Raw genomic sequence first — 25345 nt, 5'->3', positions numbered from 1 at the left:
CGCTATTTGTCCTCAGCCACCGGGAACCACACGCGGAACGTGGTGCCAACACCAACTTCGCTTACAACGTCTATGCTGCCGTCATAAAGCTCAACCAGCTTACGGGTAATCGACAGTCCCAGCCCTGTGCCCTCGCCGCGCTTGGTGGTGTAAAACGGGTCAAAAATGCGCGCCAAAACCTCGCGCGTCATACCCACACCAGTGTCCGCAACCGTGACCTCAACACCACCCGCCTCATCATCCACCGCAAGTGTCAGCGCCCCGCCCTCAGGCATCGCGTGGATCGCGTTTACAATCAAATTGATCAGCACTTGTTGCAATTCGGTACGGTTGATCGCCACCGCACTCAGGCTTGGCGTTTCCAGCTGCAAAGTGATCGCGGCGGTGTTCAAGAGATGCTGCACCAAGGGGATCGTGTCGCGCATCACATCCGCAGGACGGTGATGCTCCATACCTTCGGCAAATTCATCTGGGCGCGTGAACTGCAACAGCTTGTTTACGATCAAGAAAATCGAATGCACTTGCTCATCGATCAACTGCAGCTCGGTCCCGATACGATCCGCTTCGTCGCCAAGCTCAAGCCTCATCACGTCCAGATTGCCTTGGATCACTTGAATCGGGTTGTTGATCTCATGTGCAATGCCCGCCGCGATTTCCCCCACCGCAGCAAGCTTCTCACTTACCACCAGTTGACGTGATGTGGCCTCCAGCTGCTGGTTCGCAGTCTCCAGATCTTTGGTGCGCGCCGCAACCCGTCGGGTCAGTTCGCGATCCCGTTCTTGGATCTGCTCCAACAACTCATCCATCTGCGCTGCCACCCGTCCAATTTCATCGCCGGTATTATCCACGCCGGTTCTGGCGCCAAGGTCTCCGCCTTCAACCCGCGTGATGGTGCGCAACATCCCCTCAAGCGGCTCAAAGATCTGCCGCGCCCAGCGCAGGAAAATCGGCACCGACATCAAAACAATGACAGCAAAGGCCACGGCAAAGGTCAGGATCGTTGAAAATTTCGCGTCGCGAAACGGCTGGTCCAGAAAGCCGACGTAAAGCATTCCAACCCGATTTCCGAAACTGTCCGTCAACGGTTCATACGCCGAGATATACCAGTCGTTCACCACAAAGGCGCGATCAAGCCAGACCTCGCCTTTCTCCAGTACGGTTTCGCGCACAATCGCGGACACCCGCGTACCCAAGGCCCGCTCATTTTCAAACAACCGCACATTGGTCGACACCCGCACATCGTCCAGAAACAGCGTCGCCGTCCCAACGCTGCCTTCGGTCAGGCTGGCACTGGGGTAAACCAGATCGTTGATTGTATCGATGAATTCCAGATTTCGGTTGAGCAGAACCCCCCCGACAAGCGCGCCGCCACGACCCACGTTCACTGGTGTCGCCGTGTGCACCACCATGCCGCGGGTTTCTTCGCTGCGATCTGTTGGCACCGCGGCCTCGGTTGGCACCAGCTTGATGCGCGCCCGTTCCGCCAAGTCCTGCGACACCGCCGCGAGATCCTCACGGGCAAAGACATCGATCCGACTGGCGCCCACCCCTGCCAAGGCCTGACTGACCACAGGCCAATGCGCGAGCGTGTCGGTCCGCGCAAACCTTGGCGAGGACAAAACCGCGCCGTCACCGTTCATGTAATACAGGAAATCCAAGCCCAATGCGCGACGCTCCGCCTCCAAGAGCCCTTCTAACGCCCTTTCCTGCCCACTGTCGGCCCACAAAGCAAATTCGGCTGACTCCGCTACAGCGCGCACTTGTAGGTCGCTTTTGTCCAAAAGCTGCGTCAGAAACTGGTCTGCAATCGTCAGCTCACCGTTGACCTTGGCAATCAACAAGTTGTCAAAACGGCCGCCCCAATTGGCTGCTGTGACCATGAAAAACACCGGCATGATCACCAGCGTCGGCAAAAGCGCAATCGCGAGCAAACGAATGCGCACAGACCGCGCCCGCGTCACCCCGCTGTTGGGTTTGTCAGTCATTCCACATGGCGCATTTGCGGTCGATGGTCTTGCGCGACACGCCCAACCTGCGCGCCGCTTCCGCCCTGTTGCCATCGCAAGCGTCCAGCACCGTCAGGATATGCCGCCGTTCCACCGCCGCGAGGCTGTCCACGGCTGCAACCTCGGCGTCACTGCCGGTGGCGGCAAACTCTGCAGGCCACTCACCCACAATCAACGAGCGCTCCACCAAATTGCGCAACTCACGCACATTGCCTGGCCAGTCATAGCGCGACATGTGCAGCAATACGCCTTCGGACAAAGCTAGCGGCGGCACCCCAAGGCTTTGCGAGATCTGCTGAATGAACATCAAAGCCAACTCTTTCAGGTCGCCAATGCGATCCTTGAGCTTGGGCATTTGCACGTTCAGAACATTGATCCGGTGAAACAAGTCCGCCCGAAATCGCCCATCAGCCACGGCAACCTGCAGATCACCATTGGTGGCAAAAATAAACCTCAGGTCCAACGGCACTTCGCGGGATGACCCCACTGGACGCACCCGTTGATGCTCAATCACCCGCAACAAAGACGCCTGCACTGCGTGGGGCAATTCGATGATTTCATCCATGAACAACGTGCCGCCGTTGGCATTCATAAACAGCCCGTCTTGGCGCACAGTACGGCCCGCCGGATCTTGCAGAATGCGACCAAACAGATCCGCCTCAATGGACTCGCCTGATATGGTCGCGCAATTGATCGGCACAAACGGCTTCTCGGCTCGATCAGACATCAGGTGCAACGCCCGCGCGCCAACTTCTTTGCCAGTGCCAGTGTCCCCCGTCAGCAGCACCGGCGTCGGTAGCGGCGCGGCCCTTTCCAGCGTCGCCCGAATTTGCGCAATCTCGGGAGAGCCGCCCAACAGACGCGCGCGGACCTGCGTATTGCCGCTCGCCAGTTCGTGTTTCAGCAAATAGTTTTCGCGCCGCAGGTTCACCCGATCCACACAGCGTGCCACAGCGTTCAAAATCTGGTTTGACCGGAACGGTTTGAGCACAAAGTCCACAGCGCCCGCGCGCATCGCCTCGATTGCGGTGTCCATGTCAGCAAACGCGGTAATCAGGATCGTATCGGCAAAAAACCCAAGCTTTCGTTGCTCGCCGAGCCACTCCAACCCCGTTGTGCCGGGCATAACATTGTCAAGAATGACGATGTCATAGTGATTGGCATCAAGCAGCCGCGAGGCCGCCTCGGTATTGGCAGCCTGTTCAACACGGCCCACGACAGGCCGCAAAATTTTCAGGATGAAATTTCGAATGCCCGGCTCGTCGTCCACCACAAGGACCGAGGCCGTCGCAAGACCAATTCCAAATTCCGACGCCGCCGAGTCTCGGGGGCGGGCGCGTTTTGTTTGCGTCATATTGTCAATCCAGCCGAACGGCCTCGCCGCTTCCTTGGTCGCTGGCGGAAAATCCGACAGCATTTAGGCCATAATAGGCGGCAATGGCGATGCCGACGACGGCGACGCAGGCCAAGAGGAATGTCTTCATTTTAGTTTTCCCTGGTTTCGCTGTAGTGACGCAGAAATTCGATCAGGTCGGCGCGGTCCTGAGGGGCCTTGATGCGCTGAACCGGCATCTTTGTTCCCCGAATATACACATCCGGCCCCAAATCAAAAAGCGTATCAATGGTTTGCGCTGTCCAAACGACTTCGCTTTGCAAAAGCGTTGGTGAATAGCTGTAGTCGGCGACAGTTCCGGCGCGCCGCCCGAAAACGTCCTTAAGCGTAGGTCCCGCTCGTCGCGCGCTGTCACCTGTAAGCGTATGACAAATTGAACATTTGCGCTGAAATTGCCGCTCGCCATTGCTGGCGCTGTCATTGCCATTCAGAAAGCTGCGCTGGCCATCGACCATCTTCGGCGCGTCCGCGGGATCACTCAATGGCCAACTGAACATCGCGTCGTCCAGACCGCCCGCGTGAAGGTTCTCACCATCCGCCGAAAACGCCAGCGCCCAGATCGGGCCGCGATGCGTGGCCCGAAAATCCGCATGGATTGACCAATCCGACGTGTCCAGCATCATGATATACCCCTCGCCATCCCCAATCGCGAGATACTGCCCGTCGCGACTCTGGCTCATCGCCAGAATGGGCCGCCGATCCAGCGTCACATCTTTGATCGTCTCCGCTGTGCGCAGGTCGACCACCCGCGTGACCCCATCCACCGCGCCAAAGGCCAACCAGCCCTTTTCAGTATCCAAAACCAATGTGTTCACGCCAAACCCGTTACTCGCAAACAGCGCGTTCTGCGCGCCGCTGGCGACATCCCATTCACGGATGTTGCCATCTGAGTCCGCCGACAAGATCGCGGCGCCATCCGCCTTGAACGCGATGTCGTTGACGTTGCTGCCGACCTTCAAAAATCGAGCTGTGCCACCACCCAAAGGCCAGACCCCGATGCTGCCGTCCCAACTGGCCGAGGCGACGCTCTGCCCGTCCGGCGCCAACTTCAGCGACACCACCTTGCCTTTGTGATGCCCCAGAACCGCACTGGTGCCAGCGCGCAAATCCCAAAGCCGGACGGCAAAATCATCACCCGCAGACACCGCCCGCACATCATCTACAAAAACAACGGCGTTCACCGCCGCGTCATGCCCTTCCAGCCAGCGCGGCGCGCCGTCTTGCCAATGTCCAAGAGCGTAATCGAAACTCGCAGTCAGGATGTTTTGTCCATCAGGCGACACTGCGATCCCCTTAATGGGCCCGCCATGCCCTTCCAACGTGAAGAACGTGCCGGCAACCGCCTGCGTGGCCCACATTACGGCCCCGATGATCAACGCCACGCGTCGCATTTATTCCGCCGGTGTTGCCTGCTCCGCGGTCTCTGCCGTCGGAGTCTTGGCTTTGGCTATTTCTTCTTCGTACCAAAGCGAATGGTGCTCTTTGGCCCATTGCTCGTCGACTTCTCCGGTGCCCATCGTTTCGATCGCACCTTCCATGCCAACGCTGCCAAGATAGATATGTGCAAGGATGATGCCAATAAAGACGAACGCGACGATGCCGTGCCACAGTTGTGCAAGTTGCATTTCACCATATGGCGTCAACGCTTCTGGCAATGCGGCCCCGCTTATCAGCTGCGGAAGGCCGGTCATGTTGATGATTTTGAAAGTCTTGGCAAACATCGAGATCTCAAATGGGAACAACAAAGCCAATCCCGACACCGAAATCGAGACGCCCAGCACAATCACCGACCAGAAAATGATCTTTTGACCTGCATTAAATTTCTTGGCGGGCGGGTGCACGCCTTTGGAGAACAGCCCTCCGGCTTTGGCCATCCACTGAATGTCACCACGATCCGGAATGTTGTGTTTGACCCAAAGGATGAACACAAAGATCAAGCTTAGCATAAAGGCCCAGCTCATGTTGTTGTGCGCCCATTTCCCCGCCTGTGCGATCGATGAATAGGCGTCATGCCCCATCCAGGGGATCATGAACTTGCGCCCCGCAATAAGCACAAGACCACTGATGCCAAGCAGGATGAAACTCACCCCCATAACCCAATGGCAAAACCGCTCAAACGCATCAAAACGAATAATCATGCGGCCGGTTTTGGGGCCATCAATCATGATCTTGCCTCTAAAGGCATAAAACAGCGCGATGATCAGTGCCATTCCCCCCAGAAAATACAGGCCGTACGTCAGAAGGGGACCTTCGCGAAAAGTCAGCCAGCGCATACCGCCATCCTGAATGAGCAGGCCGGTCGTTGGACCACGGGCCGTCGTTGTGGTGTCTGCACTGCCATAACGCAGCGCGCGGAACACATCCGCATCCGACGCCGCGCCGCGTGTGCCAAGCTGGCCGATCAACGCTTCGACATTGCCTTGACCGGTATTGGCCCGACGATCGGCGTCATCAACCTTGTCACCACGTTGGCGGGCCATGATGTCTTCCAGCGTTTGCGCGCCGCCCGTCGTGGCACGCGGGTCAGCCGCGCCCACAGACCCGTCATCGGCGGCAGCGGGAAAAGCCAGCATCACACTCAAAACAATCCACAAAAGCGCGCGCATCAGGAACCTCATCCGATCAATCACCAAATGCGGGGTCCGTTTCCCAACACGGAAAACGCCCCTAAATTCAGTTTGAATTTCGTTTGTGAATGTGGCGGCCGGTTTGCCCGGCCGCCACAGATCAAGCGGCCTTAGCCACCTTTCTGTTCATAGGCTGTGCCCCAACCCCAAGCGCCGGTGCCAAAGCCCCGCGCCACAACGCGTTCGCGATAGATGCCGGACACAACGTCCCCGTCACCCGCCAACAACGCCTTGGTCGAACACATCTCTGCGCACAGTGGCAACTTGCCCTCGGCAATCCGGTTGCGGCCGTATTTGGAGAATTCCGCATTGGAATGGTTCTCCTCCGGACCACCGGCGCAGAAGGTACACTTGTCCATCTTGCCTCGGCTGCCAAAGTTGCCGGCCTGCGGATATTGCGGCGCGCCAAACGGACACGCGTAGAAACAATAACCGCACCCGATGCACAGGTCCTTGGAGTGCAGCACCACACCTTCTTCGGTCTGGTAAAAACAATCCACGGGACAAACGGCCATACACGGCGCGTCCGAGCAGTGCATACATGCCACCGAAATAGAACGCTCACCCGGGTTGCCGTCGTTGATTGTCACAACGCGACGCCGGTTGATGCCCCAAGGCACCTCGTGCTCGTTCTTACAGGCGGTGACGCAGGCGTTGCATTCAATACAACGCTCGCTGTCGCAGAGAAACTTACTTCGTGCCATTTCTCTTTCTCCTTATGCTGCCCAGATTTTGCAGAGAGTACACTTGGTCTCCTGCATCTGGGTCACGCTGTCATAGCCATAGGTCTGTGCCGTGTTGGTGCTTTCACCCAACACATATGGATCGGCGCCTGCGGGGTATTTGTCTCGCAAGTCCTTTCCTTCGAAGTGGCCGCCAAAGTGGAACGGCATAAAGGCAACGCCTTCGCCAACGCGGTTGGTGACCATGGCCATGACTTTGACCTTGGCGCCCTCCGCCCCTTCGACCCAGACCTGCGCCCGGTCACGCACGCCAAGATTATTCGCATCACGCGGATTGATCTCGACAAACATGTCCTGTTGCAGTTCCGCCAGCCACGGGTTGGATCGGGTTTCATCCCCACCCCCCTCGTATTCCACCAGACGACCGGAGGTCAGCACCATTGGATAATCCTTGCTAAAGTCCTGCTTCTGGATCGAGGCATACATGGTCGGCAGACGATAGAACTTCCGGTCCTCATAGGTCGGATAGTCCTCCACCAGATCGCGACGCGGCGTATAAAGCGGCTCGCGATGCAGTGGGATCGGATCCGGGAAGGTCCACACAACCGCACGGGCCTTGGCATTGCCAAAGGGCGCGCACTCATGCTTGATCGCAACCCGCTGGATCCCGCCCGAAAGGTCGGTTTTCCAGTTGGTTTTGGGACCAGCCACGGCGTCAATCGACGCGCGCTCCTCATCCGTCAGATCACCATCCCAACCAAGGTCCATCAGCATCTGCATGGTGAACTCGGGATAACCGTCCTGAATTTCGGAATCGACGCTTGCGACACCTTCAGCCAACAGGTTGTCACCGTCCCGCTCCACGCCAAAGCGCGCACGGAAGGTCAAGCCACCCTCACTGACACGTTTGGACATGTCATAAAGGTTGGGCGTGCCCGGATGGTTCATCTCTGCGGTGCCCCAACACGGCCACGGCAGACCATAGTAGTCGCCATCCGCAGGCCCACCATTGGCGCGCAACGTCGTGCGATCAAAGGTGTGCTGGTTCGCCATGTGCAACTTGATGCGCTCCGGTGATTGACCGGTGTACCCAATCGTCCACAGACCTCTGTTGAACTCGCGTGTGACGCTTTCAACATTGGGTGTGTTCTCGTCTTCCATCTCGATATTGCGGAAGAACCGATCAGCCCAGCCAAACTTGTTTGCAAACATGCCCATGATTTCATGGTCCGGCTTGCTCTCAAACAGCGGCGCCACAACGGCATCACGCCACTGGAAGCTACGGTTAGAGGCCGTAACAGAGCCACGGGTCTCAAACTGCGTACAGGCTGGCAACAGATAGACACCATCAGTGCGGTCCTGCATGACAGCGGAAACAGTGGGATACGGGTCAACCACGACCAGCATGTCCAAGTTTTCCATAGCGGTCTTCATTTCCTTGCCGCGCGTCTGGCTGTTGGGCGCATGCCCCCAAAGCACCATGGCCCGCACTTTGTCGGGATTGTCCATGTTATCGGGGTCTTCAAGAACGCCATCGATCCAGCGCGACACCGGAATACCGGTGAGGTTTTGAAGCGATTTTTCCTTGCCGTCAGCACCTGTGGTCTTGGCAAACTGATTGCCCAGCCACTCGCCATCTTCTTCCCAAACACGGGCCCAATGCGCCCACGCCCCTTTGGACAGGCCATAATAGCCCGGCAAAGTGTGGCTCAAAACGCCAAGGTCGGTCGCGCCTTGCACGTTGTCGTGTCCACGGAAAATGTTGGTACCGCCACCTTCGGTGCCCATGTTGCCAAGGGCCAGTTGCAGGATGCAATACGCACGGGTGTTGTTGTTGCCGTTGGTGTGCTGTGTGCCGCCCATACACCATATCACGGTGCCGGGACGGTTGTTCACCATAGTGCGCGCCACGCGGCGCAGTTGGGTGCCCGGCGTACCGGTCACGCGTTCAACTTCTTCAGGGTTCCAATTGCGCACTTCTTCGCGGATTTGGTCCATGCCCCAGACACGGGTGCGGATGAACTCTTTGTCTTCCCAACCGTTCTCGAAAATGTGCCACAGTAGTCCCCAAACCAGTGCCACATCGGTGCCGGGACGGAACCGCACATATTCATCTGCATGGGCGGCCGTGCGGGTAAAGCGCGGGTCACACACGATCAGCGGTGCGTTGTTGCGCTCTTTCGCGCGCAGCACGTGCAACAGCGAGACAGGGTGCGCCTCGGCTGGATTGCCGCCGATGATAAAGATGGCCTTGGAATTGTGAATGTCGTTGTAGCTGTTGGTCATGGCGCCGTAGCCCCATGTGTTCGCAACACCCGCAACCGTGGTCGAGTGACAGATACGCGCCTGGTGATCCACGTTGTTTGTGCCCCAATAGGCGGCAAACTTGCGGAACAGGTACGCCTGTTCGTTGTTGTGCTTGGCAGACCCCAGCCAATACACGCTATCAGGGCCGCTTTCTTCGCGGATCTTCATCATGCCGTCGCCGATCTCGTCGATCGCCTGTTCCCAGCTGATGCGTTTCCACTCACCACCCTCTTTTTTCATCGGGTACTTCAGACGGCGCTCGCCATGGGCGTGCTCGCGGACCGATGCGCCTTTGGCACAGTGGGCGCCAAGGTTGAAAGGGCTGTCCCAACCGGGCTCTTGCCCGATCCAAACGCCGCTTTGCACTTCGGCAACCACGGTACAGCCCACAGAACAGTGGGTGCAGACGGATTTTACGGTTTGAACGGCGGTGCTGGCTGCATCTTGCGCCTGCGCCTGTGTAACGGTGCCACCTGTGGCACCGATCGCTGCCAGCCCGCCAATGGCGAGACCGGAGCCGCGCAAAAACGTGCGGCGATCCACTGATTTTTCAGCAGCGGCAGACAGGATACTTGTCCGCTGGGGGCGTCGCGCAACCCCGTTGGTCTTTTTCCTAAGCATTGTGTTCCTCCCTTGCTGTCCCGCTTTGGGGACTGGCTCGGTATTCACGAAATCCCGACCGGTGGGCGTCACGCAACCGGTGGTCGGGGGCGTAGTGATGTCGTCCGGCTAGAACCGGGCGCTATCGAGATAGGCGCGGGTATGCGCCGTGTCCTGCATCTTGGTGCTGGACAGATCAGCAGGCTGTGCTTCGGCGCTGTCAGGCGCCATCACGGCCACGGCTGCCGCAGCAGGCGCTGCCGCGGTTGCGATTTTCAGAAAATCGCGGCGCGAAGTGCCAGTGTCATCTGCAGTCTTGCTCATTGCTTCCTCCTTGTTTGGCCGGTTGGGGTCCGGCAGTTTCGGGGTCTTTCAGATCACTCCGCCCCCATGCGGAATGCCTGCGTTTCGATCGCCATAAAGGCTTTGCCAACCGTGCCGACCGGCGCATACAGCACCGAGTTTTGCGCGGCTTCGAGATCGGAAAAGAAGTGTTCGGCCCAAGGCGCGATGTGGCGGAAAAAGAAATCCTTCTGTCGGCCCACAGGCACCGCCGCGCCAAACCGGCCACGGATCATGCCCGACATCATCTCCATCAGGCTCGCGATATTGTCTTCGGGTTCGTAAACGTTGGGCGCCCGCGTGATGCGCAGCCCGGCCATGTCCGCGCGCAGACTCGCCAGCGGCTTCTCATTCAAAAATCCGGTCAAATAGTAGCTCGCAAATGGCATCAACTCGCCCCGCCCAAGCCCGATGAACAGCGCGTTGAACTCGCTTTCCACCGCTTTGACGTTGGTCGCCCTTGCGACGCGGGCCAAAGTACTCACCGCCTGCCCCAAATCACTTTCATCGCCCGCCAGTCCGGCCGTGCGCTCCAGCAGACCTTTGTCGGCTGGTCCCGCCAAAAGCGCGGACAGAAAATCATAAAGATCTGCCCGCAGCAGATCCTCTTCGGCAATAGCGGGTTGCACAGCAGTATCAGTCATTGGCTCTCCATCGCGGGCGCGGCATCTGCAAATTCAAATCTCATCCGGCGGCGCGCCGTTGGCGCCACCTCTTCCAGCTCAAACTCTTCATTCTGGTCAACAAAAGTCGGCTCAATCGGAACAATCTCCGGCTCGGCCCCCGCCAATTCCAGAATCTCTTCCTCCGGCTCACCCTCACCCGAGGTGTCCTGAAGGTCAGCATCAGCTTCCGCAGCTTTTCGGGCCATTTCCTCGACATGTTTGAGCATGCCCTTGCCGACTTGATACGCGGTCTGAAGCCCTTCAACGACCATGGCGCCGTCGGTGAAGTCCTCTCCGTAGTCCACCAGCCCGTCGACATTCGCCAAAGTGGGATTGGTCAGCCAAAGCTTGCGCAACGCCCGCCGCCGCAAACGCTCCGGCACGGCTTTGGTCAAAAAGGCCGAGAAATCATCGCCAGCCTGCATGTCGTCAGGATCGCGCAACTCCAGCTCCGCCAGAATTTCGGCGTCAGGCTTTTCTTCCAGCGCCGCTTGCTCTTCGGCCTCGACGGCTTGCACCTCGGCACGGCTCTCGGCCTCCGCCTCGGCAGCAACCGCAGCCTTACGGCGCGCCCAGAAATCACCACCGCCGTTCAATTTGGCCTCCCGGTGCGCGGCGCGCGGTAAACATCCGACAACTGCGAAATCCGTGGATCGCCGCGCCCGTCCTCAACACCGTCCACCCGCGACTTGTCACGCCGCCGCTTCACGAACATCTCTTCTTCGTGGTGCTCTTCAACAAAATCACGGATCAACGCCACCAAACCTTCCGGCATTGGCACCAATTCCAACAACTCTTCACCGCTGTCCGCATAGTCTTGGTATTCGTAAGGTGACGCCGTCGCCAGCAGCACGTCATAGGGATGATCTGTGTCACCGTCCGCACCATCGCGCATCACAACACCAATGCTCGGAACGCGCGCCGACAGGCCGGTCAAATAGGCTTCGGTGTCGGTGTGCCACAACTCTAGCGGGACTGTTGCTGCGTGGTACTCGACCACGTCGCCATCTTCGCGCAGCACCTGCCACTCTGCAGCCCCCGCGCCCGGAATGACGCTCACGGCTTTGTACGCCCACGGCGCCCACCGGCTAACCGAAGGCGTCCTGCGCACCACGATGCCCAAAGGCAAAGAGACTGGCGCTTGCCGCATAATTATTGTCTTCCTCCCAATCCAGCCAAGTCGCCGGACGTCAAAAAATATTTTGATCCAGAATATGATCCCAGCGTAGCGCCGTTTTGCCAAAGGATTTCAGAAAAAATGTGCCGCAGACCAGAATAACTGGACATTTTGCGCCTCTGACCTCTTCCCTAGGGGAAAGCAAGGACAGTTTGTCCCCCTCGGGTAATAACCCATAGAATCACTCAGCTTTACCGCTGCCCCTACGCACCGGACACAGGGGTTTACGTGGCTCCGGAAACGTGCCTTTCTGACCCCCGCAAACGGGAGATTGCAGCCGGAGGAGCCAGACGACCCCATGCCCAAATCATTGATTCTATGTGATTGTTCAAACACGTCTAACGTGCATTCCGACGCGCTTTCAACCGTTGATGGCATCACCTGCTCCAAGCTTCACACAGGCCTCTGCACGCACCAGACCGACGCAGCCGCAGCCGCGCTTTCGGATGGCGACGCAATCATCGCCTGCCAGCAAGAGCGCGCCTTGTTCACCGAACTCGCGGCTGATCTGGATGCACCGGAACCGCAATTTGTTGACCTGCGCGACCGCGCCGGATGGTCTGACGAGGCCGCTCAGTCCGGCCCAAAACAAGCCGCGCTTCTGGCGGACACCCTGCGTCCGTCCCCGCCGGTCAAAACCTTCGACATTGTCTCCGAAGGGTTGTGCCTTATCCTCGGCGCTCCCGAGGCCGCGCTCCAAGCCGCCGCCGATCTCAAGGATCACCTGAACGTCACCGTTCTGCTGGAAACCCCCGACGATGCCCCGCTTGATCGCGGCTTTGATGTGGTCGCCGGCACGCTCAAATCCGCACAGGGCGCGCTTGGCGGTTTCACCGTTCGGATCGATGCTCTGCAACAAGTGCTTCCATCCGGCCGTGGCGCTCTCGCTTTCGGACCCGCCCGCGACGGAGGTCACACAGAATGCGACGTCATCCTTGATCTGCGCCGCGAGCCACCGCTTTTCCCCGCGCATGAGAAACGCGAAGGTTATTTGCACGCCGACCCGGCCAGCGCTCCTGCGCTGCGGGCCGCCATTCTCGAAGCCTCCCACCTTGTGGGCACCTTCGAAAAACCCTTCTTTCTGGCGTTGGACCCAACCATTTGCGCCCACTCCCGCGCCCAACAAACCGGCTGTACCAAATGTCTGGATGCCTGCCCCACCTCTGCGATCCGCCCCGATGGCGATCACATCGACATTGATCCCAACGTCTGTGCCGGTTGCGGATCCTGTGCAGCGCTCTGCCCCTCTGGCGCCATCACCTACGATGATCCACCCACCAGCTTTCTGTTCACCCGCATCGCCGGACTTGCCGACACCTTCCGCGCGGCGGGCGGCACCGCGCCGCGCCTCTTGGTGCATGACCGCGATTTTGGCGCTGAAATGATTTCACTATCAGCCCGGTTTGACCGCGGCCTGCCTGCCAATGTGATCCCGATGGACCTCGAACGGGTGTCAGGCTTTGGGCACGCGGAAATGCTTGCAGCGTTGGCATCTGGATTTGCAACCATCGATGTCCTTGTCGCCCCAACCACAGACCGCAGTGCGCTCGACACAGAACTGCCGTTGGCTCGGGCTCTGTCCGGCACGCCGGATGCACTCCGCCTTCTGGAACCATCAGAGCCGGTTCAGCTTTGCGATGCGCTTTATGGCGTCACGCCTAAGGCCCCCCAGATCGAACCCATCCTGCCGCTTGGCACCCGCCGACAGGTCACGCGCCTCGCAGTAAAAACCCTGCAACCGGACCTCGCCGCGCCGCTGCCTTTGCCCCAAAATGCCCCTTATGGCGCCGTTTTGGTCGACAAAGACGCCTGCACGCTCTGCCTGTCCTGCGCGTCGCTTTGTCCGTCTGGCGCGCTTGGCGATAACCCCGACATGCCGCAACTGCGCTTTCAGGAAGACGCGTGCCTGCAATGTGGTCTTTGCGCCCATGTCTGCCCCGAAAACGCGATCACGTTGCAACCACAAATCAACACCGCCGACGATGCGCTGTCACAAAAGATCGTGCACGAAGAAGCCCCCTATGATTGCGTCGAATGCGGCAAACCGTTTGGCGTGAAATCCACCGTTGAACGCATCATCGAAAAGCTCGAAGGCAAACACCCCATGTTCGCCACCTCGGATGCCGCCCGCATGATCCGCATGTGTGACGATTGCCGTGTAAATGCGCAGTTCCACCAAAAGGACAACCCCTTTGCGGCAGGCGAACGCCCGCGTGTACGCACCACGGACGACTATCTGTCCAAGCGTCGGGATCACTGATGCGCGATGGGCGCCCCAAGGTCGGCCGGATCGATCCCGGCGACATAGGCCACTATATCCTCGATCTCTTCCAACGTGACGGTTACCGGCGCAATCGGGGACGGCCGTGTTTCGTCAAATTCCTCGATCACATCGGGGATAATCGTGAACGCCGGATGCGGGTTCAGCACATAGAAAATCTCAAACCGTTCTTGCCAGTTGTCCATGGTTCGCAAAACGGCGAAAGACGGCGTCGATCCGATCCCCGCCATCCGGTTGATCTCACCCACCACATGACACCGTCCGCAAGCCCGCAAACTGGCGTCTTGCCCACGGCGCGCATCCCCGCTCAGAGCCACCTCCGCGACCTCTTCCTGAACCACAACCGGTTCGGAGAACACCGCCTCTCCATCAACTTTGAAGCTCAGAACCGTGCGCAACCCGATATCGCTGGTCAGCCAGGCCGCGAAAGTTTCGCCATGCGGGCTGTCCGTGGTCAGAACCAGCCCGACACCGAAATCCTCCTTGGCAAAGACCGGCACGCCGGCCTCCCCCAATACCGCCTCCGCGTCACTCTCGACGACAGTCACACGCACACCATGTTTCAGCGCAAACCGAGGCAACATGAACGCCAACAATCCGCTGTCCCGGACCTCAGAGGGCGCAGAAAGCGTCAGAGTCTTGCCCTGCGCCCACAGTGGCGCCGCTCCGCACAGCATGCAGACGCACAGACCGAAAAGAAACCGAACAAATCCCATGCGCCAAGCCTAGATGCGACGCTCTCATTGCGTCAACATGGGGCAACCGCCACAAAAGGACCGAGACGATGAGCGAAGATTTCAACATGACCATGCGCAAGTTTCTCAAGCAGGTGGGCGTGACCAGCCAACAGGCCATCGAGGACGCCATGCGCACCGCCGGGTCCGACACCACCGCAGGCAAAGAGTTCTCCGCCAAAATGGTGCTCACAATTGACGGGCTGGACATGGAACATGTCGTCACCGGTCAGATCAAAGGACGCGACTGAATGGCAACCCGTGACGAAGTTCTCAATGTTCTCAAAAGCTTGAAAGACCCGGTCAGTGGCTCTGATCTGGCGTCATCCGGCATGGTACGCGCTCTCAACGTGGACGGCGGCGAAGTGCGGTTCGTGATGGAAATCGACCCCGCCCATTCAGCTGCTTTGACCCCGGTCAAGGCCGAGGCTGAGGACAAAATCATGGCGCTGGACGGGGTGGAAAAAGTGGCTGTTGTGATGACCGCCCACGCCGCACCTTCCGCGCCGCCGGACTTGAAAGCAAACCGTCCGGCCCAGCCACAGGGCCCCCAGAAAATTCCGGGAATCGACCGGATTCTCGCCGTGGCCTCCGGCAAAGGCGGCGTTGGAAAATCTACCGTTTCCGCCAATCTCGCCGCTGCGCTCGCCGCCGAAGGACGCCGTGTGGGCCTACTGGACGCCGATGTCTACGGCCCTTCGCAGCCGCGCATGCTCGGCGTCTCCGGCCGACCTTCCAGCCCCGATGGCAAGACAATACTGCCCATGCGCAACCACGGCGTGACGATGATGTCGATCGGCCTGATGACCCGCGAGGAAGAGGCCGTGGTCTGGCGCGGCCCGATGCTGATGGGGGCGCTTCAGCAGATGCTCAATCAGGTGCAATGGGGGGCGTTGGATGTGCTGATCGTCGACCTGCCGCCCGGCACCGGCGACGTGCAGATGACGCTTGCGCAAAAAGCTGAATTGACCGGCGCCGTGATCGTCTCCACCCCGCAGGACATCGCCCTTTTGGACGCCCGAAAAGGCATCAACATGTTCGAAAAACTCGGCACGCCCATCGTTGGCATGATCGAGAACATGAGCACGCATATTTGTTCCAACTGCGGCCACGAAGAACACGTCTTCGGCCATGGCGGCGTCGCGGCCGAGGCCGAAAAGCTCGACGTGCCTTTGCTGGCAGAGATCCCGCTTTCCATGGACATTCGCATCGCCGCCGACGGGGGCGCACCCATTGTGGTCAGCAAACCAAACGCACCGCAGGCACAGGCTTTCCGCACGTTGGCCCGCACCCTGATCGAAAGCGGCCACGCATGACCTCTACGCCGCAATTCCCGCCGCTCTTTGAGGGGCTTGGCCTGACTGGCGCGGCTGATCCTTTTACCAAGGCTCAGCTGCAGGCCACAATGGGCTGCGACGCGGGGCTTGTGGTCTACAACATCGCCGCCGATCAACTGCGCGCCGCGATTGTTTTTGCCCCCGAGGTGCCGCTTGAACAGGCCATGTCGGTCATGATCTGCTGCGGCATCGGCTTTCAAAACGCCCTTGGCGCGCTGGCCCCACCTGAGGTCGGCGTGCATCTGGATTGGACCGGCGGCGTCTATGTGAATGGCGCAAGCTGCGGGCACATGCAGGTCGCTGCATCCTCAACCGATCCCGCTCAGATACCGGACTGGCTGGTCGTCGGGCTGCAATTGCCACTGCTGCCAATCGACCCTGACACACCGGGAAATGCGCCAAATCAAACCTGCCTCTTCGAAGAAGGCTGCGTTGACATCCCGCCCGAGGATCTTCTGTCCGCCTGGGTGCGCCACACGCTGGTCTGGATCAACCGCATGGAAGATACCGGCACAAAACCTTTGAACGATGAATGGCGCGGCCTTGTCCGCCAGCTAGGCGAAGACGTGTCTTTCTCGCTTGGCAACACTGCCTATGACGGCCTCTTCGTTGGTGTCGATGAACACTTCGGAATACTCATGCGCAACAACGACAGCACCCGCCTGATTCCGCTTTCGACCCTCTTGCAAGGAGACCCCTGATGCACCTCGCCCGCGCGATCCACTTTGACGAAAGCGACCAACGCATCTTTTTTAACCCCGCCCGCACCGGCGAATGGGCCATCAGCGGCGGTTTCGAGTTCTCCAACTGGGGGGACGGCGACCTGACCGGCAAAGCCCGCCAAGCTTTTGCCAACGGTTGGCTCGGTGTTGAAACCTTTGGCCGTGTGACCTTTGTGGCCGTGACGTCCATCGAAGAAACCGAATTGGCCACTTTGGAACAGGCGCTGGCGAAACATTTCGTCGACCTCTACGGCGCGCCGTCGCTTGAGGCTGCTTTGCCCGTCGCCCAGGACGAGCTGCGCCACATGATCGAACTTTGTGATGAACACGATCCAAACACGCTTTTGACAGTCATCCGAGAGCTGTCAGACACAGGAGTGCGAGAGCAATTCAGCGCGATTAAACCGGCAGAGGCCGAGCTTGATCAATTCGCAGTGCATGCAGTGCCGGACGAGTAACCCAACAGGAAAAACAGTCTCTAATAAAGCCCATTTTGCCTATTTGGCATTGAAAGTGAAAAGCTGCTCCCCGTTCATCTGATACCCATCAATCAACTCTTTCGCACGCGCGCTGACCAACCACGCCTCCAGCTTCGCCGCCCAACCCGCCCGTACATGTCCGTGCTTGTCTGCATTCACTGGCAGATAGGCGTATTGATTGAACAACACCGGATCACCCGCAAACAAAAGCGCCAGGTCGCCCTTGTTGCCGAACTTCAACCAGCTGGCCCGATCCGACATAATATAGGCGTTCATGCCCGACGCCGTATTCAACGCCGCACCCATGCCCGCGCCAACCTCGCGATACCACGACACGTCCCGCTCTACTTCGCCCGAGACCGCCCAAAGCGACAGCTCTTTCTTGTGAGTTCCACTGTCATCACCGCGGCTGACAAATTGCGATTCAGCCGCCGCAATGGCGCCCAGCGCCTCAGCCGCAGATCGCGCTCCGGCAATTTTTGCCGGATCTTCCATTGGCCCGATCAACACAAAATCGTTGTACATGATTTCGGTGCGATGTGTGCCAAAGCCACCAGCCACAAAGGCGTCTTCCGCCTTTTTCGAATGCACCAAAATCGCATCCACATCACCAGCTTCACCCAACCGGATCGCCTGCCCCGTGCCAACAACCAACAAATGCACCTCAAGCCCCAAGTCGGCTTTGATCTCCGGCAACAAAACGTCTGCCAGTCCCGAGTTGTGAAACGAGGTTGTGACGGCCATCTTCATCGCCTCAGCAGCGGCCACTCCGCCGGTCACAACCAACGCGGCTGCGGCCAAAACTACTCTGATTGTCATTCGACAATGTCTCCTTGGATAAATGCGCGCGCTTCGGGGGTTTGTGGGGTCGCGAAAAAGGCCTCCGCCGGGGCGGCTTCGTGAATGCGGCCATGATGGATGAACCAGACATCTTCGGCCAAGCGCCGTGCCTGCCCGATGTCATGGGTGGCCATCACGATACGGGTACCTTCGGCCCGGGTCTCGGCCAACAAATCTTCGAATTCTCGGGTCGCTCGCCCGTCCAAATTGGCACACGGCTCATCCAGAAACACGATCTGCGGCTCGCGGATCAACGCCCGCGCCAGCGCCATTTTCTGACGCTCGCCACCAGACAAAACATGCGCCGGTTTGCTGCCGCTGTCGGCCAATCCGACCTTCTCCAGCCAGCCTGCCGCCCGCGCCCGCGCCTCTGTTTTTGCAACCCCGTGCACCAATAACGGATAGGCCACGTTGTCCAAAGCCGACCGCCGCATCAGGATTGGCGTCTGAAACACAAACGCCTGCGCCGCCCGCGCCGCTGGCTCTGGCACCCGCCACGTCAACTGGCCTTTGCTGACCCGCTCCATGCCGTGCAAAAGACGCAACAACGTGGTCTTACCGGCCCCGTTCGGCCCCATCACAATTGTGAGTCCATCAGTCTCTAATTCAGCGGAAATCGGTCCAACAAGCACCTTACCCCGCCGCCGGACAACGGCATCGGTGACAGTCAGCGGAAGGATCGGTAAATCTACCATCTTCCGCTCCTTTCTGTGCGCGACAGGCTGTGGATGATCAGGTTCACGGCGACCGCCAACCCGATCAAAACAAACCCAAGCGCCAAAGCCAGCGCAAAATTACCCTTGCCGGTCTCCAGCGAAATAGCCGTCGTTAAAACCCGCGTCGCATGATCTATATTGCCGCCCACAATCATGATCGCGCCGACCTCTCCGATGCCGCGCCCGAACCCCGCCAGCGCCGCTGTCAGCAACGCCCGCCGTCCGTCCCACAACAAGGTCGCAATGCGCTGTCTGCGCGTGGTGTTCAGCGAAATCAGAAGGTCGTGATACTCCGCCCACAGATCGCGGATCGCCTGATGCGAAATGCTCGCGATCAATGGCGTCAGAATAATCACCTGCGCAATGATCATCGCCGTGGGTGTGAACAGCAGCCCAAACACGCCAAACGGCCCGGACCGGCTCAGCAGGATGTAGACGATCAACCCGACCACAACCGGCGGCAGGCCCATCAAGGCATTCAGCGTTGCAATCACAAAGCGGCGAAACCGGAACCGGCGCACCGCCAGCCAACAGCCCAAAGGCAGACCGATAACTGACGAAATCAGCACAGCCGTCAGCGTCACCCGCAGCGAGCGCAGCGAGATTTCGATCAGATCGGCATCCAATGAGAGGATAAGTTGGCCCGCCTTCAGCAGCCCTTCGACAATCTCGTTCATTGCGGCGTCGTGTGTCCCCGTCCCTTGGCCTTGTCGCCTTTTTCGCGCCCTCCTCGGCACTTTTGGCGTTTTAACCTTGATTGTTACATTTTGCTGGTTTGACAAGGGAGGGAAGCACGAATTCGAAATCTTGCCAATCAGGAGGCGCAAACAGGTGCAAAATGTCCAACCCCTTGGGGCGCAAAGTGACAATCTGACCCTAGCGTCTTACGCGTGGTCCAAACCGCGTTTTCTGAATGGGTGCGACAAACGGTTGCCAGACATCGGCAATTCGGCGTTTCATAAAGGCATATGCCTGTCACGACTCAATCAATGACTAGCAACATGAGAGCCCGGTGGCGCCGCGTGCGCGCCGACTTTCATCCGTCTGTGTAAAGGGAGGATCACATGACAACTCGTAGAAACATTTTGAACTTCATCGGGGGCGCCGCCGCGCTCGCAATGACCGCAAGCACCGGGATGGCCCAAGAGGTCACTCTGCGCCTGCACCAGTTCCTGCCACCGCAGGCCAACGTGCCAAAGCACATTCTGGACCCATGGGCGAACAACGTCGAAGAAGCCAGCGAAGGCCGCATCAAAATCGAACGCTTCGGCGCCATGTCTCTTGGCGGTGCCCCTCCCGGTCTGATGGATCAGGCCAAAGACGGCGTTGTCGATCTGGTCTGGACTGTGGTCGGCTACACGCCTGGCCGCTTCCCCTCCACCGAGGTTTTTGAACTGCCCTTCATGGTCGAAGACGCCGGCGCCGGCAGCTACGCCTACTGGAAGATGTTTGAGAACCACATGCAGGACGGCGAATTCAAAGATATGAAAATCTTTGGCGCGTGGGTCCATGGCCCCGGCATGTTCCACACCAACAAGCCAGTTGCGAAACCGTCCGATTTGCAAGGCATGAAGATCCGCGGTGGCTCTCGCTTGGTGAACGAACTGCTAAAAGCCACCGGCGCTTCGCCAGTTGGCATGCCAGTTCCAGCTGTTCCCGAGGCGCTGTCCAAAGGCGTGATCGATGGCACCACGATTCCGTGGGAAGTCACCGCCGCCCTGAAAGTGCCCGAGCTTGTTGAGAATCACACAGAATTTGAAGGCACAGCCCTCTATACGCTGACCTTCGTTCTGGCGATGAACAAAGCCAAATACGACAGCTTGCCTGCCGATCTGCAAGCCGTAATGGACAGCCAGTCAGGGCTTGAGTTCTCGGTCTTCGCTGGCAAAACCATGCAAGACTATGATGCCCCTGCCCGCAAAGCAGCCGCGGATCGTGGCAACAACATCTTCACCGTGTCCGAGGCCGACGCCGCGGAATGGGCTGCCGTGGTTGACCCGATCTATGCCACTTGGATTGCCGACATGAAAAAGCGCGGTATCGATGGTCAGGCGATGATCGACGAAGCCAAAATGCTCATGGAAGAGTATAAGAAAAACAACATGTAAGCGGACCTTCCGCTTGCTTTGACCGGTCGCCTCGCTTGGGGCGGCCGGTTTTCTTTTGCCCGGCTTATCCTTGCGGCGTCACGTTGGACCGTGCCTTGCCACGCTTCAATCCCAGCTGCCGTTCCCGCCAAATGATCAAGATGCCCGCTAAGATCACGATGCTTGCCCCCACCAACATCGCCGCCGTCGGCACTTCGTCAAACCACACATAGCCGATCACCAAAGCAAACAGCATCGCCGCATAATCAAAGGGCGCCACCACGCTGGCGGGCGCAAACCGGTAACAGGTCGTCAGCAATATCTGCGCCACCCCGCCAATCAACCCCGCAACGATCAACATCAATGCCACATCCCAAGTCGGCACAACCCAGCCAAACGGCAGCGTCAGCAGCGACAAACAGGTCGCCGTAAGTGAAAAGTAGAACACAATCGCCGATGTCTGGTCCGTTTGAACCAATTGCCGGATATGGATTTGCGCCAAGGCCCTGAACACCGCAGATCCCAACACCAGCATCACACCCAACGTGGCAACCGTTGCTTCTTGCGACTCCTGAAAAATGGTCAAACGCGGCCACAATACGATCATCACGCCGACCATCCCGATCCCGACCGCTGACAAACGAAAGGCGCGCACTGTTTCACCCAAAAACATCGCGGCAAAGATGACCGTCAACAAAGGTGCAGTGAACCCGATCGCGGTGACTTCGGGCAAAGGCAACATGCCCAGCGCCGCGAAATTCATCGCCATGGCGGTGGTGCCGATCACCCCGCGCCAGACGTGACCCATCTTGTTGTTGGCTTTCAAACCCGACTGCAGATCACCGCGGTGCATCAACCAAACAACGATCACAATCATCGCGAACAGCGACCGGAAAAACACCGCTTCACCAGGTGGGACGCTGTCTGCGCTGGCCTTGATCAAGGCCGCCATCACCGAAAAAAGCGCAATCGCCGTAACTTTGAGAGCTATGCCGCGAACCGGATTCATAATCTGCCTTGCCGCTGGGGAATTGCGGCGACTGTGCCGTGCAGGTGGCGCAAACACAAGGCCGCGCGAGGACTATGCAAACCCGCTCCAAAGCGTAAGCTGAGGCATCACGCCAGCAATACGCAAGGCCACCATGTCAAACGCCCCGATTTATGAGATCGACCCCAAAGCCTTCTGGGCCGACCCTTATCCCGATCTTGCACGTATGCGCGAGACAACCCCGATTGCCTATGTGCCGCAACTGGGCGCCACGCTAATCACCCGCCGCGACGATATTTTTGAGAATGAGAAAAAGACCGACATCTTCTCCTCCGACCAACCCGACGGCCTGATGACCGTGCTGATGGGTCAGAACATGATGCGCAAAGACGGCGCCGCGCATCAGGCCGAACGCCGCGCGATCTTTCCAACTGTGTCGCCCAAGACCGTGCAACGGGTCTGGAAGGCACACTTTGAGACTGCCACAGCCGACATTCTCGACCGCGTTCAACCCAATGGCCAAGCCGACATGGTCGCCGACATCGCCCGCCCGATCTCCGGCGAAGCACTCAAGGCGATGACCGGCCTCACCAACATGACATGGCAGGAAATGGACCGCGTGTCCCAAGGTATGATCGACGGCTGCGCCAACTATGCCGGTGACCCCAACATCACGGCCACCTGCCACAACTGCACTGCCTCCATCGACGCCCATATCGCGCAACGCAAACCCGCGCTGCACGATGCACCTGATTCGTCTCTGCTTTCGGTGATGATGCAGGCCGAGCTCAGCGATGCGCAGATCAGCGCCAATATCAAACTCGCGATTTCCGGAGGGCAAAACGAGCCCCGCGACGCCATTGCCGGTGCCGCATGGGCGCTGCTGACCCATCCCGATCAACTGGCAAAAATCACCAACGGCGACGCCACATGGCTCGCCGCGTTCGAAGAATACGCCCGCTGGATGTCCCCCATCGGCATGTCTCCGCGCCGAATCGTTAAACCCCATGAGACCAAGGGCGTCACATTTGATCTCGAAGACCGCGTGTTTTTGATGTTCAGCAGCGGCAACCGCGACGCCGCCTGCTTCACCAATCCCGACGCCTTCGACTTAAGCCAGAACGCCAGTAAGGCCATCAGTTTTGGCGCTGGTCCGCATTTCTGTGCAGGGGCTTGGGCGTCCAAATGCCTGATCGCCGAGGTTGCTCTACCTATGATCTTTGACCGGCTCGCGGGGCTAACACTGGCCGGCGACACCCCGTTTGGTGGCTGGGCTTTCCGCGGCCCTCTTAGCATGCCGGTGCGCTGGCAGATCTAACGCCATCTCTTGGGAACCACGGTCCCGATCTCCGCCGCCAGACCTTTTGCAAAGCTCCGCATCTCCGAAACCCGATTCTCCGCAACGACACGCCCTGTGGCGGTCGTCATCCCCTCCGGCAATCGAAACAGCTTCACCGGCCAGTGATCCAGCGCCCAAGCACGATCATCCAACGCCCGCAGTTCTGCAAACGGATCAACCGGATCGTAAAGCGCCAGCTTCAAATCCCCCGCCACAGCAAATGTGCGGGCAATGCCAATCGCGCCCAGCGCATCCAGACGGTCCGCGTCTCGCAAAATGCGCGCTTCCGCTGAATCAGGCTCTAATCCAGCGGAAAAGCTGTGTGTTGCGATCGCATGTTGCGTTGCCTTGATCTCGGAATCGGTGAAATCCAAACCCGTCAAAACCGGCGCGGAGTGCTCCGCCGCCATCCGCGACGCCTGATCTCGTTGCGGGTCATCTTTCGGAAGATTCACCAGATCATGCAGATACGCCGCCGCCAAAAGCACGCGCATGTCCGGCGCGTCTTCACCCGCCGCTATCTCCTGACAATTTGCCCAAACCCGATCCAGATGCGCCAGATCATGTGCCGCATCCGTCGCCATATGCGCCAACACCACGTCACGCAGCGCTGCCCGCAAGGCTTCCATCAGCCGATCGTGCCTTGGTTTTCACCAACTTGGCCACGATGCAACAGCAGGTGATCCAAGATCACGCAGGCCATCATTGCCTCTCCGACGGGCACCGCACGGATACCCACGCAGGGATCGTGCCGGCCTTTGGTGATCACCTCGGTCGAGCTGCCATCAATGCGGATCGATTGGCGCGGCGTCAGGATCGAACTTGTCGGTTTCACGGCGAACCGCACCACAACATCCTGTCCGGTTGAAATACCGCCCAGAATGCCGCCTGAATGGTTTGACGAAAACTCCGGTTTGCCGTCAGCACCCATGTAAATTTCGTCCGCGTTTTGCGAGCCTTTCAAGGCCGCCGCCGCCATGCCTTCACCGATCTCAACGCCTTTGACCGCGTTAATTGACATCATCGCCGCCGCCAAATCAGTGTCTAACTTGGCATAAACAGGCGCACCAATGCCCGCCGGCACGCCGCGTGCAACAACTTCGATCACGCCGCCGACGCTGTCATGTTCCTTGCGCAACGCCTGCAGGTAATCCTCCCACGCCTGCGCCACATCGGCGCCTTGCGGGATCCAGAAATCGTTCTGACCAATCGCGTCCCAGTCAAAAGCTGTGCGGTCAATCTCCAGCGCGCCCATCTGGGTCATATAACCCTTAATCTCAAGCTCCGGCGCCAACGCTTTGATCGCCGCGCGGGCAATGCCGCCTGCGGCAACCCGTGCCGCCGTTTCCCGCGCCGAACTGCGCCCGCCCCCGCGATAATCGCGGTTGCCGTATTTCAGATGATAGGTGATGTCCGCATGACCGGGTCGGAACGTTTGGCTGATCTCGCCATAGTCGCGACTGCGCTGATCGGTGTTCTCGATCATCAACTGAATCGAGGTGCCCGTAGTTTTGCCGTCAAACACACCCGAAAGGATCTTCACCGCGTCCGGCTCATTGCGCTGGGTGGTGTTCTTGTTCTGCCCGGGGCGACGCTTGTCCAGCCACTCCTGCAACATCGCCTCATCCACCGGCACACCCGGAGGACAACCATCCACCGTCGCGCCCAGCGCCGGCCCATGGCTTTCACCCCATGTGGTCACACAAAATAGATGTCCAAAGCTGTTCATCGACATAAGCCTGCCTCCAAGTCTTGGCCGACAGCCTTAGCGTCATTGACAGAAAATCAAAAGCCATTGCGCCGCATTAACGCTCACCAAAATCCAATCGTTGCGGGACCGACACCAAGATCGCTTGCCAATTGCCAACTTGCGCCCTAGACATCGGCTTACCTCGGGGTGCCTGCGTCAAAACGCGCAGGCTGAGATGCACACTGCGAACCCGTTGAACCTGAACCGGTTAAGACCGGCGGAGGGAAGGTCGAGGGAATGAGTCCTGACTATCTCCGCCCGTCGCAATTTGG

General features: G+C 58.9%; 25 protein-coding genes and 1 riboswitch. Of the genes, 7 read left to right on the top strand and 18 right to left on the bottom strand.

The annotated features are described in order from the left end of the window. Positions 1-2: 2 nt before the first annotated feature. The 11 genes from SHIM_RS19260 to SHIM_RS19215 form a co-directional block, all read right to left on the bottom strand. Positions 3-1985 (bottom strand): sensor histidine kinase, encoded by a 1983-nt coding sequence (locus SHIM_RS19260; protein ID WP_054004318.1) that lies wholly within the window; start codon positions 1983-1985, stop codon positions 3-5. Next, positions 1978-3360 (bottom strand): sigma-54-dependent transcriptional regulator, encoded by a 1383-nt coding sequence (locus SHIM_RS19255; RefSeq protein ID WP_054004317.1) that lies wholly within the window; start codon positions 3358-3360, stop codon positions 1978-1980. Before SHIM_RS19255 ends, SHIM_RS19260 begins: the two co-directional genes overlap by 8 nt. A 4-nt stretch (positions 3361-3364) precedes the next feature. Further along, the gene (locus SHIM_RS20645) at positions 3365-3490 is read right to left on the bottom strand and encodes a hypothetical protein (protein WP_275043959.1); all 126 of its coding nucleotides are present in this window, start codon (positions 3488-3490) and stop codon (positions 3365-3367) included. 1 nt (position 3491) lies between these two features. After that, a complete protein-coding gene (locus tag SHIM_RS19250) occupies positions 3492-4790 on the bottom strand; it encodes a c-type cytochrome (protein WP_054004316.1) in 1299 nt (432 codons plus the stop codon). Beyond that, positions 4791-6017: a formate dehydrogenase subunit gamma gene (locus SHIM_RS19245; protein ID WP_241488932.1), complete on the bottom strand. Its 1227-nt coding sequence runs from the start codon at positions 6015-6017 to the stop codon at positions 4791-4793. It lies immediately after the preceding gene. A 119-nt stretch (positions 6018-6136) separates the two neighbouring features. Then, positions 6137-6730, bottom strand: a complete 594-nt coding sequence (gene fdh3B / locus SHIM_RS19240) for a formate dehydrogenase FDH3 subunit beta (RefSeq protein ID WP_054004314.1) — start codon at positions 6728-6730, stop codon at positions 6137-6139. A 12-nt stretch (positions 6731-6742) separates the two neighbouring features. Then, complete coding sequence (locus tag SHIM_RS19235; RefSeq protein ID WP_054004313.1) at positions 6743-9637, bottom strand: formate dehydrogenase subunit alpha; 2895 nt, start codon at positions 9635-9637, stop codon at positions 6743-6745. Between the two features lie 108 nt (positions 9638-9745). Next, positions 9746-9940, bottom strand: coding sequence for a ubiquinol-cytochrome c reductase iron-sulfur subunit N-terminal domain-containing protein (locus SHIM_RS19230; RefSeq protein ID WP_054004312.1), 195 nt, complete (start codon positions 9938-9940; stop codon positions 9746-9748). 53 nt (positions 9941-9993) lie between these two features. Next, positions 9994-10602, bottom strand: coding sequence for a TorD/DmsD family molecular chaperone (locus SHIM_RS19225; protein WP_054004311.1), 609 nt, complete (start codon positions 10600-10602; stop codon positions 9994-9996). Then, entirely contained in the window at positions 10599-11219 is a 621-nt protein-coding gene (locus tag SHIM_RS19220) for a DUF3306 domain-containing protein (RefSeq protein ID WP_054004310.1), read from the bottom strand. Before SHIM_RS19220 ends, SHIM_RS19225 begins: the two co-directional genes overlap by 4 nt. Beyond that, positions 11216-11773: a DUF3305 domain-containing protein gene (locus SHIM_RS19215; RefSeq protein ID WP_054004309.1), complete on the bottom strand. Its 558-nt coding sequence runs from the start codon at positions 11771-11773 to the stop codon at positions 11216-11218. Before SHIM_RS19215 ends, SHIM_RS19220 begins: the two co-directional genes overlap by 4 nt. Positions 11774-12098: 325 nt before the next feature. On the opposite strand from SHIM_RS19215, the gene SHIM_RS19210 reads away from it, so the two are divergent. Next, complete coding sequence (locus tag SHIM_RS19210; RefSeq protein WP_054004308.1) at positions 12099-14060, top strand: 4Fe-4S binding protein; 1962 nt, start codon at positions 12099-12101, stop codon at positions 14058-14060. Here SHIM_RS19210 and SHIM_RS19205 read toward each other — a convergent pair. Continuing rightward, entirely contained in the window at positions 14054-14797 is a 744-nt protein-coding gene (locus tag SHIM_RS19205) for a cytochrome c (protein ID WP_241488931.1), read from the bottom strand. The genes SHIM_RS19210 and SHIM_RS19205 overlap by 7 nt on opposite strands. A gap of 68 nt (positions 14798-14865) precedes the next feature. Here SHIM_RS19205 and SHIM_RS19200 point away from each other — a divergent pair, with 68 nt between their 5' ends. Genes SHIM_RS19200 through SHIM_RS19185 form a run of 4 tightly spaced genes read left to right on the top strand, consistent with a single transcriptional unit; the run spans position 14866 to position 17332 of the window. Continuing rightward, positions 14866-15066, top strand: coding sequence for a DUF6494 family protein (locus SHIM_RS19200; protein ID WP_054004306.1), 201 nt, complete (start codon positions 14866-14868; stop codon positions 15064-15066). Further along, positions 15067-16131, top strand: coding sequence for an Mrp/NBP35 family ATP-binding protein (locus SHIM_RS19195; protein ID WP_054004305.1), 1065 nt, complete (start codon positions 15067-15069; stop codon positions 16129-16131). It begins immediately after the preceding gene. Beyond that, positions 16128-16853 carry a biotin/lipoate--protein ligase family protein gene (locus SHIM_RS19190; protein WP_054004304.1) on the top strand — a complete coding sequence of 242 codons (726 nt, stop codon included), beginning with the start codon at positions 16128-16130 and terminating at the stop codon, positions 16851-16853. The genes SHIM_RS19195 and SHIM_RS19190 overlap by 4 nt, the downstream gene beginning before the upstream one ends. Next, entirely contained in the window at positions 16853-17332 is a 480-nt protein-coding gene (locus SHIM_RS19185) for a DUF6505 family protein (RefSeq protein WP_054004303.1), read from the top strand. The genes SHIM_RS19190 and SHIM_RS19185 overlap by 1 nt, the downstream gene beginning before the upstream one ends. Before the next feature lie 39 nt (positions 17333-17371). Here SHIM_RS19185 and SHIM_RS19180 read toward each other — a convergent pair whose 3' ends face one another. The 3 genes from SHIM_RS19180 to SHIM_RS19170 are packed head-to-tail and all read right to left on the bottom strand — an operon-like array spanning position 17372 to position 19586. Then, a complete protein-coding gene (locus SHIM_RS19180; RefSeq protein WP_054004302.1) occupies positions 17372-18172 on the bottom strand; it encodes a substrate-binding domain-containing protein in 801 nt (266 codons plus the stop codon). Continuing rightward, positions 18169-18888: an ATP-binding cassette domain-containing protein gene (locus SHIM_RS19175; RefSeq protein ID WP_054004301.1), complete on the bottom strand. Its 720-nt coding sequence runs from the start codon at positions 18886-18888 to the stop codon at positions 18169-18171. The genes SHIM_RS19180 and SHIM_RS19175 overlap by 4 nt, the downstream gene beginning before the upstream one ends. Then, the gene (locus SHIM_RS19170) at positions 18882-19586 is read right to left on the bottom strand and encodes an ABC transporter permease (protein ID WP_054004300.1); all 705 of its coding nucleotides are present in this window, start codon (positions 19584-19586) and stop codon (positions 18882-18884) included. The genes SHIM_RS19175 and SHIM_RS19170 overlap by 7 nt, the downstream gene beginning before the upstream one ends. A 387-nt stretch (positions 19587-19973) precedes the next feature. Between SHIM_RS19170 and SHIM_RS19165 the strand changes: the two genes are divergently transcribed. Next, entirely contained in the window at positions 19974-21017 is a 1044-nt protein-coding gene (locus SHIM_RS19165; RefSeq protein WP_054004299.1) for a TRAP transporter substrate-binding protein, read from the top strand. 64 nt (positions 21018-21081) lie between these two features. Here the strand turns inward: SHIM_RS19165 and SHIM_RS19160 are convergent, their stop codons facing one another. Beyond that, positions 21082-22005, bottom strand: a complete 924-nt coding sequence (locus tag SHIM_RS19160) for a DMT family transporter (protein WP_054004298.1) — start codon at positions 22003-22005, stop codon at positions 21082-21084. 133 nt (positions 22006-22138) lie between these two features. Here SHIM_RS19160 and SHIM_RS19155 point away from each other — a divergent pair, with 133 nt between their 5' ends. Next, positions 22139-23302: a cytochrome P450 gene (locus SHIM_RS19155; RefSeq protein ID WP_054004297.1), complete on the top strand. Its 1164-nt coding sequence runs from the start codon at positions 22139-22141 to the stop codon at positions 23300-23302. Here SHIM_RS19155 and SHIM_RS19150 read toward each other — a convergent pair. Together SHIM_RS19150 and aroC are read right to left on the bottom strand one after the other, a co-directional pair. Next, the gene (locus SHIM_RS19150) at positions 23299-23952 is read right to left on the bottom strand and encodes an HD domain-containing protein (protein WP_054004296.1); all 654 of its coding nucleotides are present in this window, start codon (positions 23950-23952) and stop codon (positions 23299-23301) included. The two genes, SHIM_RS19155 and SHIM_RS19150, sit on opposite strands and share 4 nt — an antisense overlap. Beyond that, on the bottom strand, positions 23952-25058 hold the full coding sequence (aroC, locus tag SHIM_RS19145) for a chorismate synthase (RefSeq protein WP_054004295.1): 1107 nt from the start codon (positions 25056-25058) through the stop codon (positions 23952-23954). Before aroC ends, SHIM_RS19150 begins: the two co-directional genes overlap by 1 nt. A gap of 148 nt (positions 25059-25206) precedes the next feature. Further along, a riboswitch (TPP riboswitch) is annotated at positions 25207-25316 on the top strand. Positions 25317-25345: the final 29 nt, after the last annotated feature.

The organism is Shimia sp. SK013 (genome assembly GCF_001292625.1).
Lineage (GTDB): Bacteria > Pseudomonadota > Alphaproteobacteria > Rhodobacterales > Rhodobacteraceae > Shimia.
Note: the sequence above shows the minus strand (reverse complement) of the source record. Positions and strands in the feature narration are given on the sequence as shown.